The sequence below is a fragment of the Corallococcus exiguus genome, from assembly GCF_009909105.1.
Classification (GTDB): domain Bacteria; phylum Myxococcota; class Myxococcia; order Myxococcales; family Myxococcaceae; genus Corallococcus; species Corallococcus exiguus.
In genome coordinates this window covers 968,980-989,339 of sequence record NZ_JAAAPK010000002.1, presented here as the reverse complement: position 1 = coordinate 989,339, position 20,360 = coordinate 968,980, and the positions used below count along the sequence as shown (strand labels likewise).

General features: G+C 64.4%; 11 protein-coding genes and 2 tRNA genes. 1 reads left to right on the top strand and 12 read right to left on the bottom strand.

Features of this window, described 5'->3' with window-relative positions; genetic code table 11:
- Window positions 1-186: 186 nt before the first annotated feature.
- Together GTZ93_RS10455 and GTZ93_RS10450 are read right to left on the bottom strand one after the other, a co-directional pair.
- Window positions 187-6,489 (bottom strand): DEAD/DEAH box helicase, encoded by a 6,303-nt coding sequence (locus GTZ93_RS10455; RefSeq protein WP_139915775.1) that lies wholly within the window; start codon window positions 6,487-6,489, stop codon window positions 187-189.
- Window positions 6,486-9,668 carry a DUF1631 domain-containing protein gene (locus GTZ93_RS10450; protein WP_139915774.1) on the bottom strand — a complete coding sequence of 1,061 codons (3,183 nt, stop codon included), beginning with the start codon at window positions 9,666-9,668 and terminating at the stop codon, window positions 6,486-6,488. The genes GTZ93_RS10455 and GTZ93_RS10450 overlap by 4 nt, the downstream gene beginning before the upstream one ends.
- Window positions 9,669-10,513: 845 nt before the next feature.
- Here GTZ93_RS10450 and GTZ93_RS10445 point away from each other — a divergent pair.
- Window positions 10,514-10,858 (top strand): hypothetical protein, encoded by a 345-nt coding sequence (locus GTZ93_RS10445; protein WP_139915773.1) that lies wholly within the window; start codon window positions 10,514-10,516, stop codon window positions 10,856-10,858.
- Window positions 10,859-10,963: 105 nt separating this feature from the next.
- Here the strand turns inward: GTZ93_RS10445 and GTZ93_RS10440 are convergent.
- The 10 genes from GTZ93_RS10440 to GTZ93_RS10395 all read right to left on the bottom strand — a co-directional run bounded on the left by GTZ93_RS10440 (window position 10,964) and on the right by GTZ93_RS10395 (window position 20,163).
- Window positions 10,964-11,040: transfer RNA gene (locus tag GTZ93_RS10440), tRNA-Pro, on the bottom strand.
- An 87-nt stretch (window positions 11,041-11,127) separates the two neighbouring features.
- On the bottom strand, window positions 11,128-11,514 hold the full coding sequence (locus tag GTZ93_RS10435) for an integration host factor subunit alpha (RefSeq protein WP_014397244.1): 387 nt from the start codon (window positions 11,512-11,514) through the stop codon (window positions 11,128-11,130).
- Between the two features lie 94 nt (window positions 11,515-11,608).
- The gene (pheT, locus tag GTZ93_RS10430) at window positions 11,609-14,023 is read right to left on the bottom strand and encodes a phenylalanine--tRNA ligase subunit beta (RefSeq protein ID WP_139915772.1); all 2,415 of its coding nucleotides are present in this window, start codon (window positions 14,021-14,023) and stop codon (window positions 11,609-11,611) included.
- Between the two features lie 30 nt (window positions 14,024-14,053).
- Window positions 14,054-15,103, bottom strand: a complete 1,050-nt coding sequence (gene pheS, locus GTZ93_RS10425) for a phenylalanine--tRNA ligase subunit alpha (RefSeq protein ID WP_120575401.1) — start codon at window positions 15,101-15,103, stop codon at window positions 14,054-14,056.
- A 123-nt stretch (window positions 15,104-15,226) separates the two neighbouring features.
- Window positions 15,227-15,574, bottom strand: a complete 348-nt coding sequence (gene rplT / locus GTZ93_RS10420) for a 50S ribosomal protein L20 (protein WP_014397247.1) — start codon at window positions 15,572-15,574, stop codon at window positions 15,227-15,229.
- Between the two features lie 90 nt (window positions 15,575-15,664).
- Window positions 15,665-15,871 (bottom strand): 50S ribosomal protein L35, encoded by a 207-nt coding sequence (rpmI, locus tag GTZ93_RS10415; protein ID WP_120566087.1) that lies wholly within the window; start codon window positions 15,869-15,871, stop codon window positions 15,665-15,667.
- A gap of 300 nt (window positions 15,872-16,171) precedes the next feature.
- A complete protein-coding gene (gene thrS, locus GTZ93_RS10410; RefSeq protein ID WP_139915771.1) occupies window positions 16,172-18,100 on the bottom strand; it encodes a threonine--tRNA ligase in 1,929 nt (642 codons plus the stop codon).
- Between the two features lie 88 nt (window positions 18,101-18,188).
- Window positions 18,189-18,260: transfer RNA gene (locus tag GTZ93_RS10405), tRNA-Val, on the bottom strand.
- Window positions 18,261-18,343: 83 nt separating this feature from the next.
- Window positions 18,344-19,024, bottom strand: a complete 681-nt coding sequence (locus GTZ93_RS10400) for a uracil-DNA glycosylase (protein ID WP_120596295.1) — start codon at window positions 19,022-19,024, stop codon at window positions 18,344-18,346.
- Entirely contained in the window at window positions 19,021-20,163 is a 1,143-nt protein-coding gene (locus tag GTZ93_RS10395; RefSeq protein ID WP_390624861.1) for an AI-2E family transporter, read from the bottom strand. Before GTZ93_RS10395 ends, GTZ93_RS10400 begins: the two co-directional genes overlap by 4 nt.
- Window positions 20,164-20,360 lie beyond the last annotated feature (197 nt).

Sequence of the window (20,360 nt, the reverse complement as noted above, 5' to 3'; positions counted from 1 at the left end):
CCGGTTTGGCCGAACCGGTGCGGACCGGTTTGGCCGAACTCACCCCGACCGGGTTCGCCGAACTCCGGAGGACCTGTTACGCCGAGCTACGACACTTGGAGAAGCGAGAGGACACCGACGTCGCGATGCTGCACTTCGCGCTCGGCACCATCATCTGGTGCCACTCGCCCCTCCCCCAATTGGCTCTTAGACTCCGAGCGCAGTGAGATCGTCGCCGACCGGCAGATCCACATAGATGCTCATATGCGTCGTGCGGCTCTGGAATGGCCCCTGCGTCCATGGGCCAACTACCGATTTACACTCTGCCCAATCGAGGCCGCTGTCGAAGAGCACCTTGAGAGATCTGAGCTTGCCGCCCGGCGCGAACTCGATCACCAGCTTGCGCGGGTGTTCGAGCTCAAAGCGACGCTCAAACTGCAGGCCGAGCCCCTTCTTGCCTGCCTCGCCGGAGCACCACTCCGCCAGCATCTTGGATTGCTTCGGCCCGAGATTAGCGGGGGCCTTTTTCAACCTGAACAGCTCGTCGACGTTCTTCGCCTGACCATCGTAGCCCTCTGCCTCGCGCGTCCAAATTTTGCCCGCAGCCTTCGGAGCATAGGCAAGGCGTTGGATCACCTCGCCGAGCATCCACATTGCGATCGCACTCTTGCCAAGGTGCCGATCGCTATACGCGAGCCTCGTCACCTTCCCTAACTGGTTCAGATCACCGAGTTGCGACCGGAGCAACCTCCACGCGAAGACAACGTCAGGGTTAATCACACCCTTTGCGATCTCGACGAGCGGACGGGCGTTGGGCGACTTCGGCGTAAGATCCTCTACCGTTACCGGTTGGCCCCGCCCCCAGCGCTCGGCGAACTTGGACCATGCCTCCTTGGCGGCCTCAGGTTTCGCCTCAACGGGAGTGCAGCCATCGAGCCATGCGGATCCGAAGCGAGGACCATCGCCGCCGGCAGTCTGTATACCGCCGATCGCCGCAGCACCTGTAGGACAGTTAGAGAGGACCTGCCACACGTCTTCGCGTAATGCCCCTCGGTCCGCAACGGCAGCGACGCGTAAGTGCACTCCGCCCTCAATAAGGCGCCTCAAGTGCACGGCGACTACCGCAGTGTCGTCGTCCTTACCGCTGGCATCGGGCAGGCTGTTGAGCAGCAGCTGCGGTGCATGCTTTTCCGAGCAAAGCACGCGTCGCTGAATGGCTCTCAGGAGACCGCCTGCCTCAAGCGCATCACCCGCGACTTCAGCGGCTTGAAGCCCGAGTTCCGAGCTGGTGTCCTCGACTAGCTCAATTGCAGCGAGCATCGGCCCGCGTCCACGCAACACCGCAGCCTTGTGTTTTTCGAGCGGGTTGGCTGCACTAAGCAACATCCTGCGCGCGGGATCCAGGAAGTGAGTTCGGAGAAGATCGACGCGCAGCATGCCTCGCGCGGCGAGAAACTGTGTGTCGAAACGAATGATTTTCGCTTCGTCATTCTTGTCGAGCATTTCGACCAAATCACTAAGAAGCGCAACTGGATCATCCATGAGATGCCGCAACATTCCAGAGCCGCTGGGCTCGTAAACGACCGCCTCTCTCTCTGAGACCCAATTGCGCCCACCGCTTGGGTTGGCGTCCTGCCACGTCGCGACGGCTGCGTGCAGAGTGCGTGGATCGACTTGGAGTCTCCGTGCAACAATGATTTGCAGGTAGGCAGCAAACGTGTGGAAGAACGCTTCCGCCTCAGCAGGTTGGACGGCAGGACGAAACTCCTTTGTAAGCCGTAGTCGGAAAGCATCGACGGGCATCGATGTGCCAAGAACGGCATGCCGCCATGTGCTCTGGCCGTCACAGTGCGTGTACCCTCGGAGCTTACCGTGCTTCACGAACGCTTCGGGAAGCTGACCATCGAACGACTCCTCCGGTTCGGCGAATCCGCAGCGCTGGCAAATGGCGAAGCCGAATCCGGGCCCGCCTGGCCTCTCGGATCTGCCCTCGGAGCGCACGAAGACCGTCGAGTTGGAGGTGAATCCACCGATGATGCCAGACGGAAGGATATCCACGAGGCCTATGGAGTTGGATGCGAGAACAGTTATGCGCGGAGAAGGCATCCGATCAATCTCGGAGCCTACTCGTCGCGGCCTGCGACCGACTTTGACCGCGAAACCACTCGGCCGCATGTAACGGCGCACGCGGCTCGGAGGAAAATCCCCTGCCTCAAGCGGAGTCTCCTCCTCGGCGGCCTTCTTCTTTCGGCGGCGGCGTCCGGTCGCATCCGTGTCTGAATCCAACTCCTCCTGGAACACAGTGAGATGACGACAGATCTCGCACTCTCTAGGCGGAGCGTTGCGGTCTTCGAAATGCCCGCACTTTTCGCACTCAATGTAGAAATGCTGAACGACACTGCTCTCGTCGCCGGCCAGCCAGTTTCGAACCACTCCCGCAACGCGGTGCAGTTTCTTGTCGGCAATAATTTCGGATCCAGGCGCATACTCACTTAGTGCGATGTCAAGAGCGCGCTCCATACGCAGTTCTAGCGGTTCTTCATGTCGCCTCGGCTCATCCTCATCGTCGCGCTGATCGCCACTGATCTTCTTCTTGAACTTCCACTTCGTGTCGAGATGCACGACATCAAGAGGGAAACCGAAGCGCGGCAAAAAACCGTTTCGAGCGAGACATGCAATCAGCGTTTCCTTCAGAAGGACGCGCTCTTGATGGGCGAGAGCACCGAGAAGTGTTGAATCACGAGCGGACTCACCTTTCTGCTGCTCACGCTCGCACTGCTCCTTAATCACATCGTAGTCCCCACTAACAGTCGCGACAGCGCGCTCGAGCGACTTGGAGCAGGAGGCAGCAAGCTCGGAGAGCGTGTACGTTGCCAGTGTCGTGCCCTTCGTCAGGTCACGGATCTGCATTGCCACGCTTGAATTTTCATCGAGCTGGTCGAGCCAGCGCCCGAACGCAAGCGAAATCGGATCCTCATTATGCAACTCAAGCTTGCCTGCGAGTTGTTTGTCCATGCCACCGTCGCCAATGGCAGCGCGGAACAGGAACTCTTCGACCGTTCCGAATGCGCGCATTGGGCTGCCGACGCCGTCACGTTCGACGGCTTCCTCGAAGAACGCCGCCAGCAGAGATGCGTTCACATGCCTCAGCAGAAGTGGCGGCGCATCGAGACGGACCTGCGGCGGTGTCATTTCTGAATGGAGGAAACGCCGTGGGCTGGTAAACACCAGTTGATCATGCGGCCGATTGAGGGCGAGCGTAAGCACCATCGATGAGCCATCTGCCCGGCGACCGGCTCGACCGGCTCGCTGCCAGTAGTTCGCAGGGCTCGGCGGCACGTTGGTCAGCATCACAAATGTGAGGCCTCCAATATCGACGCCCATCTCCAGAGTGGTCGATGATGCGAGCAAGTTTCGCTCACCGCGCCGAAAGGCGTTTTCTTCTCCTTCAAGCGAGTCGACTCCGATCTGCGCAGTGTGCTCAACGCTATGCAAACCGAGGAGCGGATCCTCAAGAATGCGGCGTACTGAATGACGGGCAGCCCAAAGTGCTCGCAACTTGTCGTTCACTGGCACCAGCGTGCGCGGGCATTTGGGGACCGGGACCACACCGCCTACAGAGCGGAAGTAGACACGGCCGGAGTCGACGTCGATGAGAGGTGGTTGCGCATGAAGTTGGAGCTCAAGGCGCGACAGGTCGATCTGGATTTTGCCCTGCCTCAGTCGGAGCCACCTGCATCCCTGCACAGCGTGCTGATTCAGCGCGTCCCACGCGAATGTGAGCAAGGAATCGATACCCTTTGAATCGGGCATCTTGAGGCGTTCGCGAACCCGATCTGTGTACTCGTACATTCGGCCGGCCTCGGGCTTGCGGCGCGGGTACATAGGGATGTCGCGACCAGACTCCTCTTCATCAGCTTCGGATTCGTCCTCGTCGGGCAGTTCCTCCGCAGTGCTCCAAACAAGCTTGTTGCCGAGCGTGTTCGGGAGGAAGTGTCCGAGCTTCTCCTCTGCTTCCGGCTCATCGGGGCTTGGTTTAACAACCACGCCACGGCTACGCGCAAAGTCGAGCAACTGGGCGACGAAGTCCTTCCATACTTTATCACTGCCAAAGTAAGGCAGAGCCTCGTTCGGGCACGGAGGCAGGCTGGGGTACACGACCTCAACGATACCGAGCGTCTCAAGCGTGTTGGCGCGGCTTGGTGGCCGCGCAAGCTCCTCATAGATCGAGAGCAGGCCAAGGTATTCGAGCGACTCGGGCTGCTTGAGATCGCGTGAGTCTGCGCGCTCGCGGAGCGACTCACTCTGACCGAGTGCACGCGCCAGCTCCTTCACCGTCGCCCTACCGCCTTCGCCATGGAGCGTCCTGACGATGAGCTGGCGGTTGACGCCGGTGTCGTGCGTACTCTCGACGACTGCGGCGATGCGGGCCGCTTCCTGGCGGCTATCAGAAAACGAGAGCAAGCGACGCCCGCCGCCCGGGCGGAACTCCTGTTCCCCACTGCTTGGTGGCATCTCGCCAAGGTGGGGATAAAGCATATCGACGACAGCGCCGAGAGCGGCGCGTGGACTGAGCAGCAGCGGGCGAAGTCGGGGCGACGGCGTATTGCACTGCAGGCACGTCTTCATTGGCGAACGCCCGTGACGGTCGGCCACATCGAGGTCCACCAATTCGACGGGGATGCGCCTCTCGCCGACACACAGCACCTCCTCCTTGCCTTCCTTCGGACGGACTGCGACGCGGGCGGCCTTGTCCACCTTCACGACTCGCAACTCCTTGGCCCCGCCGACGCGATAGGCGACAAGATAAGGTGCACCACACTCAGCGCAGACACCGAGCTGCGCGCGCGGGAATTCGGCAGGATCACCGGAAGGTGCGATTGAGGTTACCGGCCCCCACGGCCACCCCTCGACTACGCCTGCTTCGGGTGGGCGAGGATCAACCCAGACTCCGGTCGGCGCGCGCATAAGCGCATGCATCCGGATCGGGATGAATGGATGTCTCTTGGCATCAAGGCGTGCGAGCGATCCAAGGCGCAGGAGTGCATCGGTCGCGCGCCGCCGCTGCTCACTCGGTTCAGCAGGCCCATACACCTTGGTGGCTACCTGATCGATGTCAGGTAGCTCCTTGTTTTTGAAGAGCCACTCGCGCAGCTCTGTGAGTTTCGGGTGCGTAGCGAACACGTGATGCAAGAGGAGCGCTGGGCAGTCGACACTGGCAACTGACAACTGAGCCCGCTCTGCCTCGGTTACCAATCCAAGCGATTCGCATGCCTTCCACGCGGTGTTGGCAAGGGCGGTATCGCGAAGCAATGTGGATGGATTTCCCGAACCGTCGTATTCGAGTGTGCGAAGATCCGCGGCGATTAACTGCTGTTCGTCACCCAAGGTCACGGGATCTCGAAGTTCCGGCACATGCCGCGGCGGACGGGCCTCGTCCGGCAGATATCGGTGTCCCTCGACTGATTTCACGCCGCTCTTCTTCGCGAACATGCGGGACGCATACTCATCGAGCACGGCGCGTCCTTCATTCTCTCCTTGCGCGAGCGTTGCGGAGGTCGCGAATCCCTGCACCATCTCTAGCGTGGTGCCGAAGCGCTGCGCAGCGCGGCGCAGCAGCATGTGGATCTCGGCGGCCTGCGCGCCGGCGTACACGTGCGCCTCGTCGAGCACTATCATCTTGAGGCGAGGATTTTTGCCGTAGAAAAGGTTATCGGGCTCGAAGATCGTCCTGTCGTTCGGACGAATCAGCATGTACTCGAGCATGCTGAAGTTGGTGACGAGAACGTGCGGCGGCCCCTTCGGCCGACCATCGCCACCATCAATTCCACGCAGCGTCCTACGGTCGATGAGCTGGCATTTCGGAGGTACTGGCTTGCCGCGGCGCTCGTACGAGTTCTTCGCCGAACGCCATGTGTCCTTCAACCGGCTGGTGTAGTAAGCGAAGTGAATTTCATCTTGTCCGCCGAGCATTGCCAATAAGCGGTCGACCTGGTTGTTCACAAGCGCGTTGAGCGGGTAGACGACCACAGCGCGCACGCCCGGCTGACTGAGATCGTCGCGGCCCTCCTCATGATCCCAGAAGAGGCGATCGATGAGTGGGATAACGAACGCCTCGGTCTTGCCGCTGCCCGTGCCCGCCGAGAGGACCACGGTTTCACCATGGGAAGCAGCACGAATGGTGTCGACCTGGTGCTCGAACAGGGGGTAATCGAGGCCGGCCTTCTTCAACAGAGAGACCGTCTTCGGGTGCAGCGGCCGCTCACGTGTGCGCTGATTAGGTGAGGGGGCTTGAAGCTCGGAAAGCGTTTTCCCGGGGCGGAATGGGAATGCGGCCTGAATCAGCAGCGGCGCAAACAGCGAAAAGCCACTATCGCTGCTCCAATGCGAGCGAAGGACGTTCGCGAGAGGCCCGGGTCGCACCCCAAACACGTCAAGCAAGAAATCAGCGTAACGCCCCTGCAGTGCGTGATATGCTTGGTATGCATCAAACTGGTAGTGTTTGATCACTTTTCGGTTCCCTCCGCGGCCCAGCGGTTAAGCCAATAGTCGAAAAGAGTTGGAGCACTGCGCTGTAGCACCCGAACATCGTCCCAGAGCCTTGGGAGTGCAGGTCCACCTGCGCGCCAGCGGTGGACGCGCTCAGTCACATTAACGACCGCGTTCTCGATTTCGCGGGCATCAGGCGGGAGCACCTGCTGCCAGATTGCGCGAAGCCGGGCGTGAACGCCTTCGGCATTGTCGTCACGTACAGTGAGGCCGCGAAGATCGGAATCGGCTGACAGCTCAGTATATTTCCGCCGAATTTCTACTAAGCCGAAAAATCGACCGCTTGCAGCACCATTGATGACGTTCCTCACTCCCTCTGCATCTGGACTGCACACCACATTGATCTCTGCATTGCTGAGCAACCTCGGAGCCTCGTGGAGTGGAGCGAGAAGCCGCGCGACGTCCATGTAACGCTCCCTCGGGTCCCACCTTAGGAACGCGGGCACAAGCAGTCCGGCGTTCCACTCAGCGATCCTCTTTAATGCGACCACAGGATCAGATGGCGCGACGCGCTGAAAGTCGGCATAGCGGACACGAGCTAATGGCCAATCGAGATCACGGAAGACGGCCTCGACGTCGTCGGACTCCTCGGTGGGCACCACGAGAGCACCGAGGCGAAGATGCGTCATTGCATCCAATAGATGCTCGGCAATCCTGAACCAGCGCGAACCAAAGCGGCGGAGCGTCTTGAACGTGTCGAAAACCCACTGTTCATGGTGCGTGGCGAGGCGGCGTTCGATCGCGTCTCGCCAAAGCTCTCGCTTGTGCTCGGTCCCCTCCCAGAGCAAGCGCTCAAGCGGATCGAGTTTAGGCGGTGCCGGTGAGCGGCCCGCGTGAGAATTGAATAGTCCCATGCCGGAGATCCGCTCTGCGCCAGAGAAAGCGGTAACTTGGTACGGGTGTCCGGAGGCCGGGACGAGCACTTCGTATTGAAAGCCCCCTTCGTCGCGAGCGACAACCGTCGCCTCAATGCGCTGCGGGGGGATCCAGGGCGCCCAAGCGCTCACGAATTCGAAATACACAGGAGGAGGATCTGGAAGCTTGGTATGCGCGTACCAAATGCCCCCTCGCAGCTCCGGTATGACGTTCAGGCGGCGAGCCGTGCGCCGTGAGAAGTGAAGCGCATCGGAGTGCCAACTACCCACGTGAACACGAAGACGGAGCCCTCCGTCGCCGACTTGAAATACGCGACGCGGCAACTCGGAGAAGCGGATGAAGCGATGACCTGTTGAGTCGAGATAGCGTATGAAAGTGGCTTCGCCTGCAACGATCCGGACTTCGGCTCCTGGCGGGCCTTCGATCTGTAGACCGCCACTACCAAGAAGCAACTCAAACGCACGCTCGTCGGTCGCCTCGGAATCAGATGCCTTTCGGACTTCCACGTGTAGTGGGTAGGCACCGACGGAGTATGCACCGTGCAATCCGGCGCGTCGACAGAAGACATTGATTGAGATCTTGCCGTGAACCGAATCATTTAGAGTCAACGCACGCGCCTGCTCGGTTGTATGCGTGAGCAGCACCAGGTCGCCGCCAGATACCGCAATGTGCGTGCCTACATTGTCGGACCTTGACGTGATCGCGGTGCCTTCTGGAACGATTACAAAGTGAGCAAAGCCACTCCTTCCGTCCGCAAACACCTCGAGCCTGTAGCGGCCGGGGATCATGGCCAATTTCTGCACGGGCCTAACAATCCGATTACGGAGAGTGCCGGACTGTTCGCCAGCAGGGCCAACAAGGCGGTAGCTGAACGTGCGAATATCGCCATCGACAAAGAAGCGAGGGAAGCGCAAGTAGGCGGCTGCGCGACCGAACGCCAAGCCAGGAATGTGGGATGGCTCGAAGACGATGCGAAGCTGGATTCCTTTGGGGTCTAGTGACCACTCCTCCACGGACCCGTCAGGACAGTTCAGCGTTAATATCTGAGCATGCGATGGAACCTTGCACGACCATGCGTCCAGATCGGCGGTCGACCGACGCTTAAAGCCATCCGGCGCATTAAGTCGGCATCGTGGCGCGCAGACCAGGACAACCGTTGTGCCAGCCGACGCACAGGAGAGTTGCTCCCCAGTATCGGCATCGAAGAGTGCTACTAAATCGGCCGGCGCATCGATCTCCATGTATGGGACTTCGAACTCGCCATGCTCGTCGGAGGCAAGGAGCGCTGCCGGAAACTCAGTAGCTCGCGGCAATGGGAGCGACGAAGTGCCAGCCTCACGCTCATACCGTTCACCGTGGCGCGAATAGGCGACCTTGATGGTTCCGTTCGCGAAGCCGAGTAAGAGGCGCTGCTGCTTAGGTCCGGCAGCAGGTACAGTGATCAGTTTAGGCAGGCGCAGTAGAAGGCGATCTAGTCCATTTCTGGTGTCCCAGTGCCACTGGGCCTGCTCTGTGGTCGCGGACGGAGCCAGACGGGCTGCGAGAACGCTGGCCGCCTCATCGCTTGGAGCGCCAAGCACCTCGGTGAGCGCACCGCTGGCAAGCGGGATCGCAGTGCACTGGGCGAGGAATGCCTTCACCTCCGCAAAGCGCTGCAGATGATCCGCGAGTTCGAGACGCGTGTCTTCGTCGCGAAAGGCCGAACGCAGGCCTTCACGCACCTGCAGGAGCTTGGCGTGGTTTCCCATCCAGGCGGCGATCGACTGCTGATCCGCGTGCACCAGAGATTCCCAACTCCACGAGCGCTCGACTTCTTCCGCAAGCACTTCAAGCAGAGGCCAGAACGCGCCAGAGTGCAGCAACATGGTCTCAAGAACACGCCGTGCCGCTGCGCGGGAGCGCATCAGTCGCACGCCCCATACCTGACGAGATCCAGCCTCGATGGCAGACCAAGCGTCGGCATTCATGTGCAAATCTAGTCGGTCGATACCGAGCTTGACGCCAACGTTCGCGTACTCGATCCGGGCGTCTGGATTTTCGCGAAAGAGCCGCTGAATCGCGCGGGCTCCGGCCAGGAGCATTGCTGCGCCCCAGGCCACCCTGAACTCGTCACGAAGCCTCTTGACCTTGTGAGCGCGCTCGACGACCCAGGCGTTGAGCTGACCGAGCTGCGAGTCGGTCAATTGGAGCGTGGCGAGATTATCTCCAGGCTCCCAGCCTGGCGAACTCGTCTTGATTGAGTTCAAGAACTGTTCGATTCGCATGTTCCCCCCAGCGACTGCTACTCGAGTCTTACTTGCGCACGTTTGCTGGTCAATGCGCGCTCACACATCCAATGTGCGGCGATGTACCCCAAAAAACGCCTGCGCCAAGCGTTCGCAGCACGGCTGCGGTCATTCGCGGAGCTAAGTGGGAGCGTCCGACAGCCAGTGACGGTGGTGCGCAGAATGAGCCCAGCTAGACTCGACCTACTGGTGCCGGCCAAACTTCATCCCCCCTATCGACCCCTGCATCGAAGATGCAGAGCACACTTCCCATTCGAGCGAAGTCAGACTGGGCAACTACGAAGCTCTTGCAAGCCACGCTAAGGCAGCGTGCAACGCGACTCTTCAAGTTGATGCGACCGAGTTGCTCGCTACGGACACTCGGCCGGACGGAGGGCTGCGACATGATTAGTCGCCCCAATGATTCAAGAAGTCATGCCGCAATCAGCCCCGCATGGATGGCGTGAAATCCTTTAGCCCCAGGGGCAACAACCACCGCAACTCCTGAGCACACTGACCGACGAGGTTCCGCCTTTCAAGGTGACTCCCCATGAGAGGTAGAAGGATCTGTAGGAGCAAAGGGGATGGAGGCGAGGGCGGAGCAACCTGCCCCGGGGGCCAGACCTATTCGGCGATGGAGGTCGCCCCCAAGTTGACCGTGAGCAACATGACCTCACGCCCTGCCCACTGGCAGAGCTACAAGCCTACGTGGACTTGCCTCTTGGAGGAGCAGCGATGGTGACCTGGGCTTATAAGGCGACGAACACGAAGGCGGGTTCGGAGTTCACCCAGTTCCTTGCCGACAGCCACCGCTTCCTGCCGTGCACGGCCTACTATCCACCAAGATGCCGGACGGCACTTCAGCCAGAGCGGAGTCGGCCTGGAAGGTCGCGATTGGAGATACTCTTCTGCTTTATTTTGGCGGCAGCGAGAAACGTTTCCTCGGCGCTTACAGGGTCATGGATCCGGGCAAGTCAGGGCTCGGCTTCACGAAGGCAGGAGGAGGGGCTTTCGCCAAAGTGAGGGACACCGGGCTGAAGGCCGCGCTCGCCGCTGCGCCGGTGTACGAACCGGATCCCTTCTTCATGAGCTACGTCGGCTACGTCCTCGATCCGCTCCATGGAGTCCAAGCGCCGCCGTTCGAAGCCCTTCCCTGGCCTGGCCAGCACACGCTCATCCGGCTGCCGTAGGGTCGCGGAGAATCGCCACTAGGCAGTACTCGCGCCTGGGCGATAGCGAGAAAAACAAAGGCCCTGGAGTCACCGGCTTGCACCGGGGACTCCAGGGCCTCTATTTGGTCGGGGCGACAGGATTTGAACCTGCGACCACTTGCACCCCAAGCAAGTGCGCTACCAGGCTGCGCTACGCCCCGAAAACGGCCGTCGTGAAACGGTGCGCCCTTATGCCCCTGCCCTCGTTTCAGGTCAAGCAGGAGGTGAGGGGCGCCGGTGAAAAAAACCTACTCGTCGCCCTCTTCCATTCCCTCGTCGAAGTCCTCGCCCCGGGCCTCCGCCGCGTCCGCCGCCGCCTCTTCCTGCGCGTCGATCTCCGCGTGGTTCTCCGGGGGTGCCTCGCCGTTCAGGGCACTCTTCAACACCTGGCTCGGCCGGAAGGTCAGCACCCGGCGGGCGCTGATCTCGATCTCCTTGCCCGTCTGCGGGTTGCGGCCCACGCGCGCCTTCTTCTGGCGCACCTGGAAGTTTCCGAACCCGGAGATCTTGATCTTGTCCCCGCGCTCCAACGTCTCCTTCACGGTGTCGAAGACGAGCTCGACGATCTCCGCCGACTCCTTCTTGGAGAAGCCGACCTTCTCGTAGACCCCCTCGATGATGTCCGCTTTCGTCATGCGAGTCCTCTGGCACCCGTGATTGGCCGGTGAACGCGGGGCATGGTGTCAGCCTTCCCCGAACCGTGTCAACGTCCTGACTTCATTCAGGAATTCAGGCGCGCAGTGCCGCCCCCAGCCGCTGGTTCACCTCCGTGATGATGCGCTGGTGGGCCGCCGTGACCTCCGCGTCGGTCAGCGTCCGCTCGGGCGAGCGGTACCTCAAGGCGTACGCCAGGTTCTTCTTCCCCTCGGGGATGGGCTTGCCCGTGTAGACGTCGAACACCAGCGCGTCCTCCACCAGCGGCGCCCCCACCTCCAGGATCACCCGGCGCACCTCCTCGTTGCGCAGCTCCAGCGGCACCACCACCGCCAGGTCGCGCAGCACCGCCGGGTACTTCGGCAACGCCGCCGCCTGCGGCACCAGCCGCGCCGCCGCGTACAGCGGATCCGTGTCCAGCTCGAACACGAACACACCCTCCGGCAGCCCCAGCGCCTTCGTCACGCGCGGGTGCACCTCGCCCACCAGGCCCAGCACCGTCCCGTCGCTCAACGACACCTGCGCGCAGCTCCGCGGGTGGTACGCAGGCGCCTCCGCCGGAGTGAACGCCGCGCCCTCCACGTGCAGCGCGTGCAGCAGCGCCTCCACCGCGCCCTTCGCGTCGTAGAAGTCCACGCGCGAGTCCTTCTGCGTCCAGCTCCGGCCACCGCCGCGCAGGCCCCACACCAGGCCCGCCACGCGCGGCACCTCGCGAGCCGCCGGGCGCATGCCCTGCCCGCCCTGCGCGTCCCGGAAGTACGCCCGGCCCGTCTCGTAGAGGCCCACCGACTCCACCTGATGGCGCACGCTGCGTGACAGGTTCTCCAGCAGGCCCGGCAGCAGGCTCGTGCGCATCACCGACTGCTCGACGCTCAGCGGGTTCATCAGCGCGATGGGCGCTTCCTTCCCACCCAGCACCTCCAGCGACTTCGGCGCCACGAACGAGTAGTTCACCACCTCGGACAGCCCCACGCCGCCCAGCGCGTGGCGCAGCCGACGCTCGGCCTCCATGGACAGCGGCTCCGGCGCCAGCGTCTCCAGCCCTCGCGGCAGGCGCGCCGGGATGTTGTCGTAGCCGTACACGCGGGCGACCTCCTCCATCAGGTCCTCCTCGCGCTCCACGTCCACGCGCGCCCGGGGCACCTCGTACGTCGTCTGCCCCTGCGACTCCTCCACGGACTTGAAGCCCAGCGCCGTCAGGATGCGCCGGACCTCCGCCTCCGGCACCGCCACGCCCAGCACCTTCTCCACCCGCGCGTAGCGCAGCGTCGCCCGGCGCGGCGCCAGGGGCTCGGGCTGCACGTCCACCCTCCCCGGCACCACCGTGCCACCGGACAGCTCCGCGATGAGCTGCGCGGCCCGGTCCAGCGCCGGCAGCACCGCGTCCAGGTCCGCCCCGCGCTCGAAGCGGTGCGACGCCTCCGTGTGCAGCGCGTAGCGCTTCGCGGACCGGCGCACGCCGGAGCCGTGGAAGTGCGCGGACTCGATGACGATGCGCTTCGTGCCCTGCGTCACCTCGCTGTCGCCGCCGCCCATCACGCCCGCCAGCGCCTGCGCCCGGTCGCGGTCCGCGATGACCAGGTCGTCCGCGTCCAGCGTGCGCTCCTTGTCATCCAGCGTGCGCAGCTTCTCCCCCGGCTTCGCGGTGCGGACGACGATCTCCTGGCCCGCCACCTTCTCCAGGTCGAACGCGTGCAGCGGCTGGCCGTACTCCAGGAGCACGAAGTTGGTGACGTCCACCACGTTGTTGATGGCGCGCACGCCGCACGCCTTCAGCCGGTCCTGCATCCACTGCGGCGACGGCTGGATGGTGACGCCCTCCACCACCCGCGCCGCGTAGCGCGAGCAGCGCTCCTTCGCGTCGATGCGCACCTTCACCAGCTCCGCCACGGGCTTGCCGGACTCGGCAGGCTTCGGCTGCGGCAACTTCAGCTGCGCGCCCGTCACCACGCCCACCTCGCGCGCGATGCCCAGGTGGCTGAGCGCGTCCGGCCGGTTCGGGGTGACGTTCACCTCCAGCACGGAGTCATCCAGCCCCAGGGCCTCCGCGATGGGGATGCCCAGCTTCGTGTCCGCGGGGAGGATGAGCAGGCCGGACGAATCCTCCGTGATGCCCAGCTCCTTCGAGGAGCAGAGCATGCCGAAGCTGTCCACGCCCCGGAGCGCGGCCTGCTTGATCTCCATGCCGTTGGGCAGCTTCGCGCCCACCGTGGCCAGCGGCACCTTGTCGCCGACCTTGAAGTTCTTCGCGCCGCACACCACCTGGAACAGCGCGGAGCCGCCGATGTCCACCTGCGTGACGGACAGCTTGTCCGCGTTGGGGTGCTGCACCGACTCGCGGATCTGCGCCACCACCACGCCGCGCAGGCCTTCGCCGGGGCGCTCCACGCCCTCAATCTCCAGGCCCGCCGCGGTCAGCTTGCGCGCTAGCTCGTCCACGGACGGCGGCAGCGCGACGTAATCACCCAGCCACTTCACTGAAATCTTCACAGGGTTGTCCTCTTTCCTGGTGGGCCGGAATCAGAACTGCGCGAGGAAGCGCGCGTCGTTTTCGAACATCATCCGCAGGTCGTCGATGCCGTAGCGCAGCATGGCCAGTCGCTCCACGCCCATGCCGAACGCGTAGCCCGTCACCTCCTTCGGGTCGTAACCCGCGGCGGTGAAGACGTTCGGGTGCACCATGCCGCTGCCCAGCACCTCCAGCCAGCCGGTCTGCTTGCACACGCGGCAGCCCTTGCCACCGCACGACGCACAGGTGACGTCCACCTCCGCGGAGGGCTCCGTGAAGGGGAAGAACGACGGGCGGAAGCGCGTGCGCGTCTCCGAGCCGAAGAACGCCTTCACGAACGCGTCCAGCGTGCCCTTCAGCTCCGCGAAGCTCACGTCCTTGTCCACGAGCAGGCCTTCCACCTGGTGGAACATGGGCGTGTGCGTGATGTCCGAATCCCGCCGGTACACACGGCCCGGCATCACCGCGCGGATGGGCGGCTTGCGCGCCAGCATGTGCCGCACCTGCACCGGCGACGTGTGCGTGCGCAGCAGCGACGGGCTGTCCGCCTTCTTCGCGTGGCCCAGGCTGGGCTCGTCCACGTAGAACGTGTCCTGCATGTCCCGCGCGGGGTGATCCTTGGGCAGGTTCAGCGCCTCGAAGTTGAAGTAGTCGAGCTCGATCTCCGGGCCCACGGCCACCTCGAACCCGAGCCGCGCGAACGTCCGGACGATGTCCTCCATCGTGCGCGACACCGGATGCCGCCCGCCGGGCAGCACCGCGCGCCCGGGCAGCGTCACGTCCAGCTTGGGGCCCTTCAGCTGGGCCTCCAGCGCGGCGTCTTCCGCGCGCTTCGTGGCGTCCGCCAGCAACTGCTCCAGCTCCGCCTTGACGGTGTTGGCGATCTCACCCAACGCGCGCCGCTCGTCCGGGGGCAGCTTGCCCATGCCGCCCAGTACCGCGGACAGCTCGCCCTTCTTGCCCAGGTAGCGGATGCGCAACGCCTCCACCTGCGAGGGCTCCGACACACCGGAGATCTCCTGGCGCGCCGCGTCCGCCAACGCCTGCAACCGGTCTCGCATGGTCCTCTTCCCGCCTTCCATTCACGCCCCGGTCGCCTCTGGCGCCGGGCAAAAAAAAGGGCCGCCCCCTGGTGGAGGCAGCCCGTTTCAGCTTCGGAAGCCGGCGTCACCGCCGGCCGTGTCTCAGGCTGCCTTCGCGATGTTGGCGATGGCGGCAAAGCCCGCGGGGTCCGCGATGGCCAGATCCGACAGGACCTTGCGGTCCAGGGAGATCTTCGCCTTCGCCAGGCCGGCGATCAGCTTCGAGTAGGACAGGCCCACGGTGCGGGCGGCCGCGTTGATGCGGACGATCCACAGCGAGCGGAAGTTGCGCTTGCGCACCGCGCGGTCGCGGGTGGCGTAGTCCAGGGCGCGCTCGACGGCCTGGTTCGCACGGCGGTAGCAGTTCTTGCGACGGCCGCGGAAGCCCTTCGCAAGCTTGAGAATGCGATTACGACGACGACGAGCCTTGAAACCCTTTTTGACGCGCATGACACACTCCTGACTTCTGGAAGGGAGCCCGGGGCGCTGGCTTCACGCCGCTCCGCCAGGACTCACGGTTGGTTCAAACCCGAGGACGACTCAGGCGCCGTAGGGGAACAGCTCCTTGATGACCTTCTTGGCGTCCATGTCGCGCAGGTGGCCCGTGCCACGGTTGCCGCGCTTCTGCTTGGCCGTCTTGGAGAAGGTGAACAGGTGCTTGCTGAACGCCTTGCCGAACTTCACCTGGCCGCTCTTCTTCACGTGGAAGCGCTTCTTCGCGGCGCTGCGGGTCTTCAACTTGGGCATGATCCCAAACCTTCCTTCTGCTTCCTGTCGGCCGGCAATCTTCGTGACTGACGGCGGTCCGGGACACACGGTTCCCGGACGCTTTGGGCGAAAGCCTCTATCACTCTTTTGATGCGATGGGGGTAGCGTTTCCTACAGCCCACGCAGAAACCACTGCCACCACCGCCGGCTTGACGTCCGCCGGCCTGCCTCCCTAGGGAGGACCCTCCGACGACTCGGGGGATGAGGGCGTGCCTCAATCCCCGGAAGTCGCGCAAGTAGTCCAGCCCAGACGGCGAGTCAAGTCCCCTGCACTGCCGTTCAGGGCAGCGTGGCTTCCTTGATGAGGAGCGCCTCGAAGTCGGCGTACTTCATGGTCTTCAGGTCCTCGCCGCCGTAGCGACGGGGGGCCACGGCGCCGGCCTCCACCTCGTTGTCGCCCACCACCAGGGTGAAGGGGATCTTCTGCAGCTGGGCTTCGCGGATCTTCGCGTTGAGCGTGATGCCGCGCTCGTCCAGCTCCACGCGGAAGCCCTTGGCGCGCAGGTCGTCGCGCACCTTGCGAGCGTAGTCCATCTGACGGTCCGCCACGGTGACGAGGATGGCCTGCACCGGGGCCAGCCACGCCGGGAAGGCGCCGGCGAAGTGCTCGATGAGGATGGCGGTGAAGCGCTCGAAGGAGCCGAAGATGGCGCGGTGGAGGACCACCGGGCGGTGCGGGGCGTTGTCCTCGCCCACGTAGGTGAGGTCGAAGCGCTCCGGGGCCAGGTAGTCCAGCTGCATGGTGCCCAGCTGCCACTTGCGGCCAATGCTGTCGGACACGGCGAAGTCGATCTTCGGGCCGTAGAAGGCGCCGTCACCGGGGGCCAGCTCGTACTCCAGGCCCAGCGACTCCAGAGCCGCCTTGAGGCCGCCTTCCGCGCGATCCCAAAGGGATTCGTCACCCAGGCGCTGCTCGGGGCGCGTGGACAGCTTCACCGCGTAGGTGAGGCCCACCGCCTTGTAGACGCGGTCCAACAGCTGCACGAAGCGCCGCACCTCGTCGGTGATCTGGCTCTCCATGCAGTAGATGTGCGCGTCGTCTTGCGCGAACTGGCGGACGCGGGTGAGGCCGCCCAGGGAGCCCGCGGCCTCGTTGCGGTGGAGCACGTCCTGGGTGTGCAGGCGCAGGGGCAGGTCGCGGTAGCTGTGCTTCTTGAAGCCGTAGAACAGGTGGTGCGACGGGCAGTTCATCGGCTTGAGGGAGAAGTCGTGCTCGCCGGACTCGCTGTCGAGCACCAGGAACATGTTCTCCTTGTACTTGCCCCAGTGGCCGCTCGTCTCCCAGAGGCCCTTGTTGAACATCAGGGGCGTCTTGATCTCCAAGTAGCCGTCACCGGCCGTGAGCGAGCGCATCCAGTCCGACAGCGTCTGGTAGAGCGCGGTACCCTTGGGCGTCCAGAAGGCCGCGCCCGGCGAGTACGGGTGGAAGTGGAAGAGATCCAACTCCTTGCCCAGCTTGCGGTGGTCGCGCTTGCGAGCCTCTTCAATGCGCGTGACGTAGGCCTCCAGCGCCTTCTTGTCGAAGAAGGCGGTGCCGTACACGCGCTGGAGCATGGGGTTGCGGTGGTCGCCGCGCCAGTACGCGCCGCTGGAAGAGAGGATCTTGATGACGCCGATCTTCCCGGTGCTGGGCGCGTGGGGCCCCAGGCAGAAGTCCACCCAGTCGCCGTGGGTGTAGAGCGTGAGCGTCTTGGCGCCCTTGGCGGCGATGTCCTTGACGATCTCCACCTTGAACTTCTCGCCCTTCTCCTCGAAGAGCTTGATGGCGTCCTCCATGGAGATCTCGGTGCGGACGAAGGGCGCGTCCTGCTTGAGCTCCGCGTTGGCGGCCGCTTCAATCTTCTCCAGTTCCTCCGGCGTGAAGGGCTTCTCGCGGAAGAAGTCGTAGTAGAAGCCCTCCTCCGTCGACGGACCGATGGTCACCTGCGTGCCGGGGAACAGCTTCTGCACGGCGCTGGCCACCACGTGCGCGGCGTCGTGACGGATGAGGTCCAGGCCTTCCGGGCTCTTGGACGTGAAGATCTGCAGCTTCGCGTCCTCGTCGAGCGTCCGGGCCAGGTCCATGTCCTGACCGTTGACCCGGGCGAACAGGGCCGCCTTCGCGAGCCCCACGCCGATGCTGCCCTTCACGAAGTCCGCGATGGTCGTGCCCCGGGCGGTCTGCTTCTGGCTGCCGTCGGGGAGCGTCACCGTGATGGATTCGGACATGGCGGATAAACCTCTGCGCTGGAAAAAACCGCGGGCGGCAGGCTTTTGAGAAAGCCGGCCGCCCGCGAGATGGAACTCTTACTGATGATGGGTCGTAGTGGGATCGAACCACTGACCCCTACCGTGTCAAGGTAGTGCTCTACCGCTGAGCTAACGACCCGTCGTGCGGATGGGCGCGGGGAATAACAGCGGGCTCCCACACCTGTCAAGGAACATGAGCGCGGGCCCTGATCTTCCCCGCGTTCACGTCTCCAACAACGCGCGGACGCGTTTCATCACCGCGTCGAACATGGCGGGGGTGAGCCTCCCCGTCTGCGTGTTCTGCTGGCTGACGTGGTAGCTGCCCACGAGCCACCGGCCGTCCGGCAGCCGGTACTCGGCGCCGTGGCCGAAGGCGGGACGGGGCGTGGGGAGCGGACTGCCCGTGCGGGCGGCCGACGCCAGCGCGGCGTTCCACCCGATGGCCCCCAGGGCGAGCAGCACCCGTCCAGGCAACAGCGCCATCTCCCGGTCCAGGAACGGCGCGCAGCGGGCCAGCTCCTCCGGCAGCGGCTTGTTGTCCGGCGGCGCGCACCGGCCGGCGGCGACGATGAAGGCGTCCGTCAGCTTCAGGCCGTCGTCCCGGTGCTCGCTGTGTCCCTGGTTCGCGAAGCCCGAGCGCTGCAGGCCCGCGTAGAGGAAGTCGCCGGAACGGTCTCCGGTGAACATCCGCCCCGTGCGGTTGGCGCCGTGCGCGGCGGGCGCCAGACCCACGATGATCAGCCGGGCCTTCGGGTCGCCGAAGCCGGGGACGGGCTTCCCCCAGTAGTCCCAGTCGCGGTAGGCGCGCCGTTTCACCCGGGCCACCTCCTCGCGCCACTCCACCAGCCGGGGGCAGGCCCGGCACGCGATGATCTCCTGGTGCAGCTTCTCCAGCTTCGTCACGGCGCCTGCACGCTCCCCTTGTAGAGCTGCGTGCGGCGGTAGCGCTGGAGGACGACGCTCAGGACGACCTTGAGGATGGCGCTCGCCGGGACGGCCAGGAGGATGCCCACGAAGCCGAACAGCTCACCGAACGCGAGCACGGCGATGATGACGGCCACGGGGGCCAGGCCCACCTTCTCCCCCACCACGCGCGGGGTGATGACGAAGCCCTCGGCCAGCTGTCCGATGATGAAGGTTGCCGCCACCACCGCCAGCTGCCACGGCCCCTGCCACGACAGGAGGACGCCCAGCACGGCCAGCACCACGCCGATGCCCGTGCCCAGGTAGGGCACCATGTTGCCGAAGCCGGCGATGAGGCCAATGGCGATGGCCAGGTCGATGCGCGCCACGGACAGCCCCACCGCGTAGAGCACCGACAGGATGGCGCCCACGGTGAGCTGGCCCTGCACGAAGGCGGACAGCACCTCGTCCACCTCGCGGAAGCGCTGGGTCGCCAGCGCCACGGAGCGGCGCGGCAACAGGTCCTGGATGCGACCCATGAGGCGCGGGTAGTCCTGGAGGAAGAAGAACGCCAGCACCGGCACCACCGACAGGCCCAGCAGCGTGGCCGCGAAGCGCGCGGTGTTGCCGGCGAAGCTCGCCACCAGCCGCGCCGCCGTGGGGCCCGCGCTCTGGAGCAGCTCGGAGGCCTTCTCCCCCAGCTCCGCGGTGCGCTGGCTCACCAGGTCCGGCAGCGACACGCCCAGGAGCGACTCCACCTGCGGCACCACCTGGGTGCTGGCGCGCTGGAAGAAGCCGGGCAGCTTCGCCGCCTCGTCGCGGAACACCGGCACCAGGTACAGGCCCGCGCCCACCATCAGGAGCGTGCCCGCGAAGAAGAGGATGGACGTGCCCCAGGTGCGGTCCACGCCGCGCTTCTCCAGGAGCGTCACCAGCGGGTTGAACGCGTACGCGCCCGTCAGCGCCAGCAGTACCGGCACCGCCACCCCGCCGAACACGGACAGGAGCGCGAACACCAGCGCCAGCGAGCCCACCATCACGCCGGACCAGATGAAGTCGACCCGGCGGGCCTCTGCCTCATCCAGCGCCGAGGGGTCGCCGGGCGGGGGCACGGGCTCCGGGTGCACGACATGCAGCACCGGGGACACCTCCGGGGTCGCGATGGGCTGGGGGGCCCCCTTCACCGCGCGCTCACTGCCTCTCTTGCGACGTCCGATGACCGCCTCCTGTCCCCGCCCATCCTACGGCGTCTTGGGCCCTTGATTGCGGTCCGTGAGCGCACCCGGGGCGTCGCCTGCCACCTCGCGGTGCAGGGTGCCAGCCCTGGCACGGCCTC

Excerpts from the sequence above, each read along its gene's own strand:
- GTZ93_RS10435 (WP_014397244.1), bottom strand. The coding sequence starts at position 11,514 with ATGACGAAAGCGGACATCATCGAGGGGGTCTACGAGAAGGTCGGCTTC.
- thrS (WP_139915771.1), bottom strand. The coding sequence starts at position 18,100 with ATGTCCGAATCCATCACGGTGACGCTCCCCGACGGCAGCCAGAAGCAG.
- rpmI (WP_120566087.1), bottom strand. The coding sequence starts at position 15,871 with ATGCCCAAGTTGAAGACCCGCAGCGCCGCGAAGAAGCGCTTCCACGTG.
- GTZ93_RS10445 (WP_139915773.1), top strand. The coding sequence starts at position 10,514 with ATGCCGGACGGCACTTCAGCCAGAGCGGAGTCGGCCTGGAAGGTCGCG.
- pheS (WP_120575401.1), bottom strand. The coding sequence starts at position 15,103 with ATGCGAGACCGGTTGCAGGCGTTGGCGGACGCGGCGCGCCAGGAGATC.
- rplT (WP_014397247.1), bottom strand. The coding sequence starts at position 15,574 with ATGCGCGTCAAAAAGGGTTTCAAGGCTCGTCGTCGTCGTAATCGCATT.
- GTZ93_RS10450 (WP_139915774.1), bottom strand. The coding sequence starts at position 9,668 with ATGCGAATCGAACAGTTCTTGAACTCAATCAAGACGAGTTCGCCAGGC.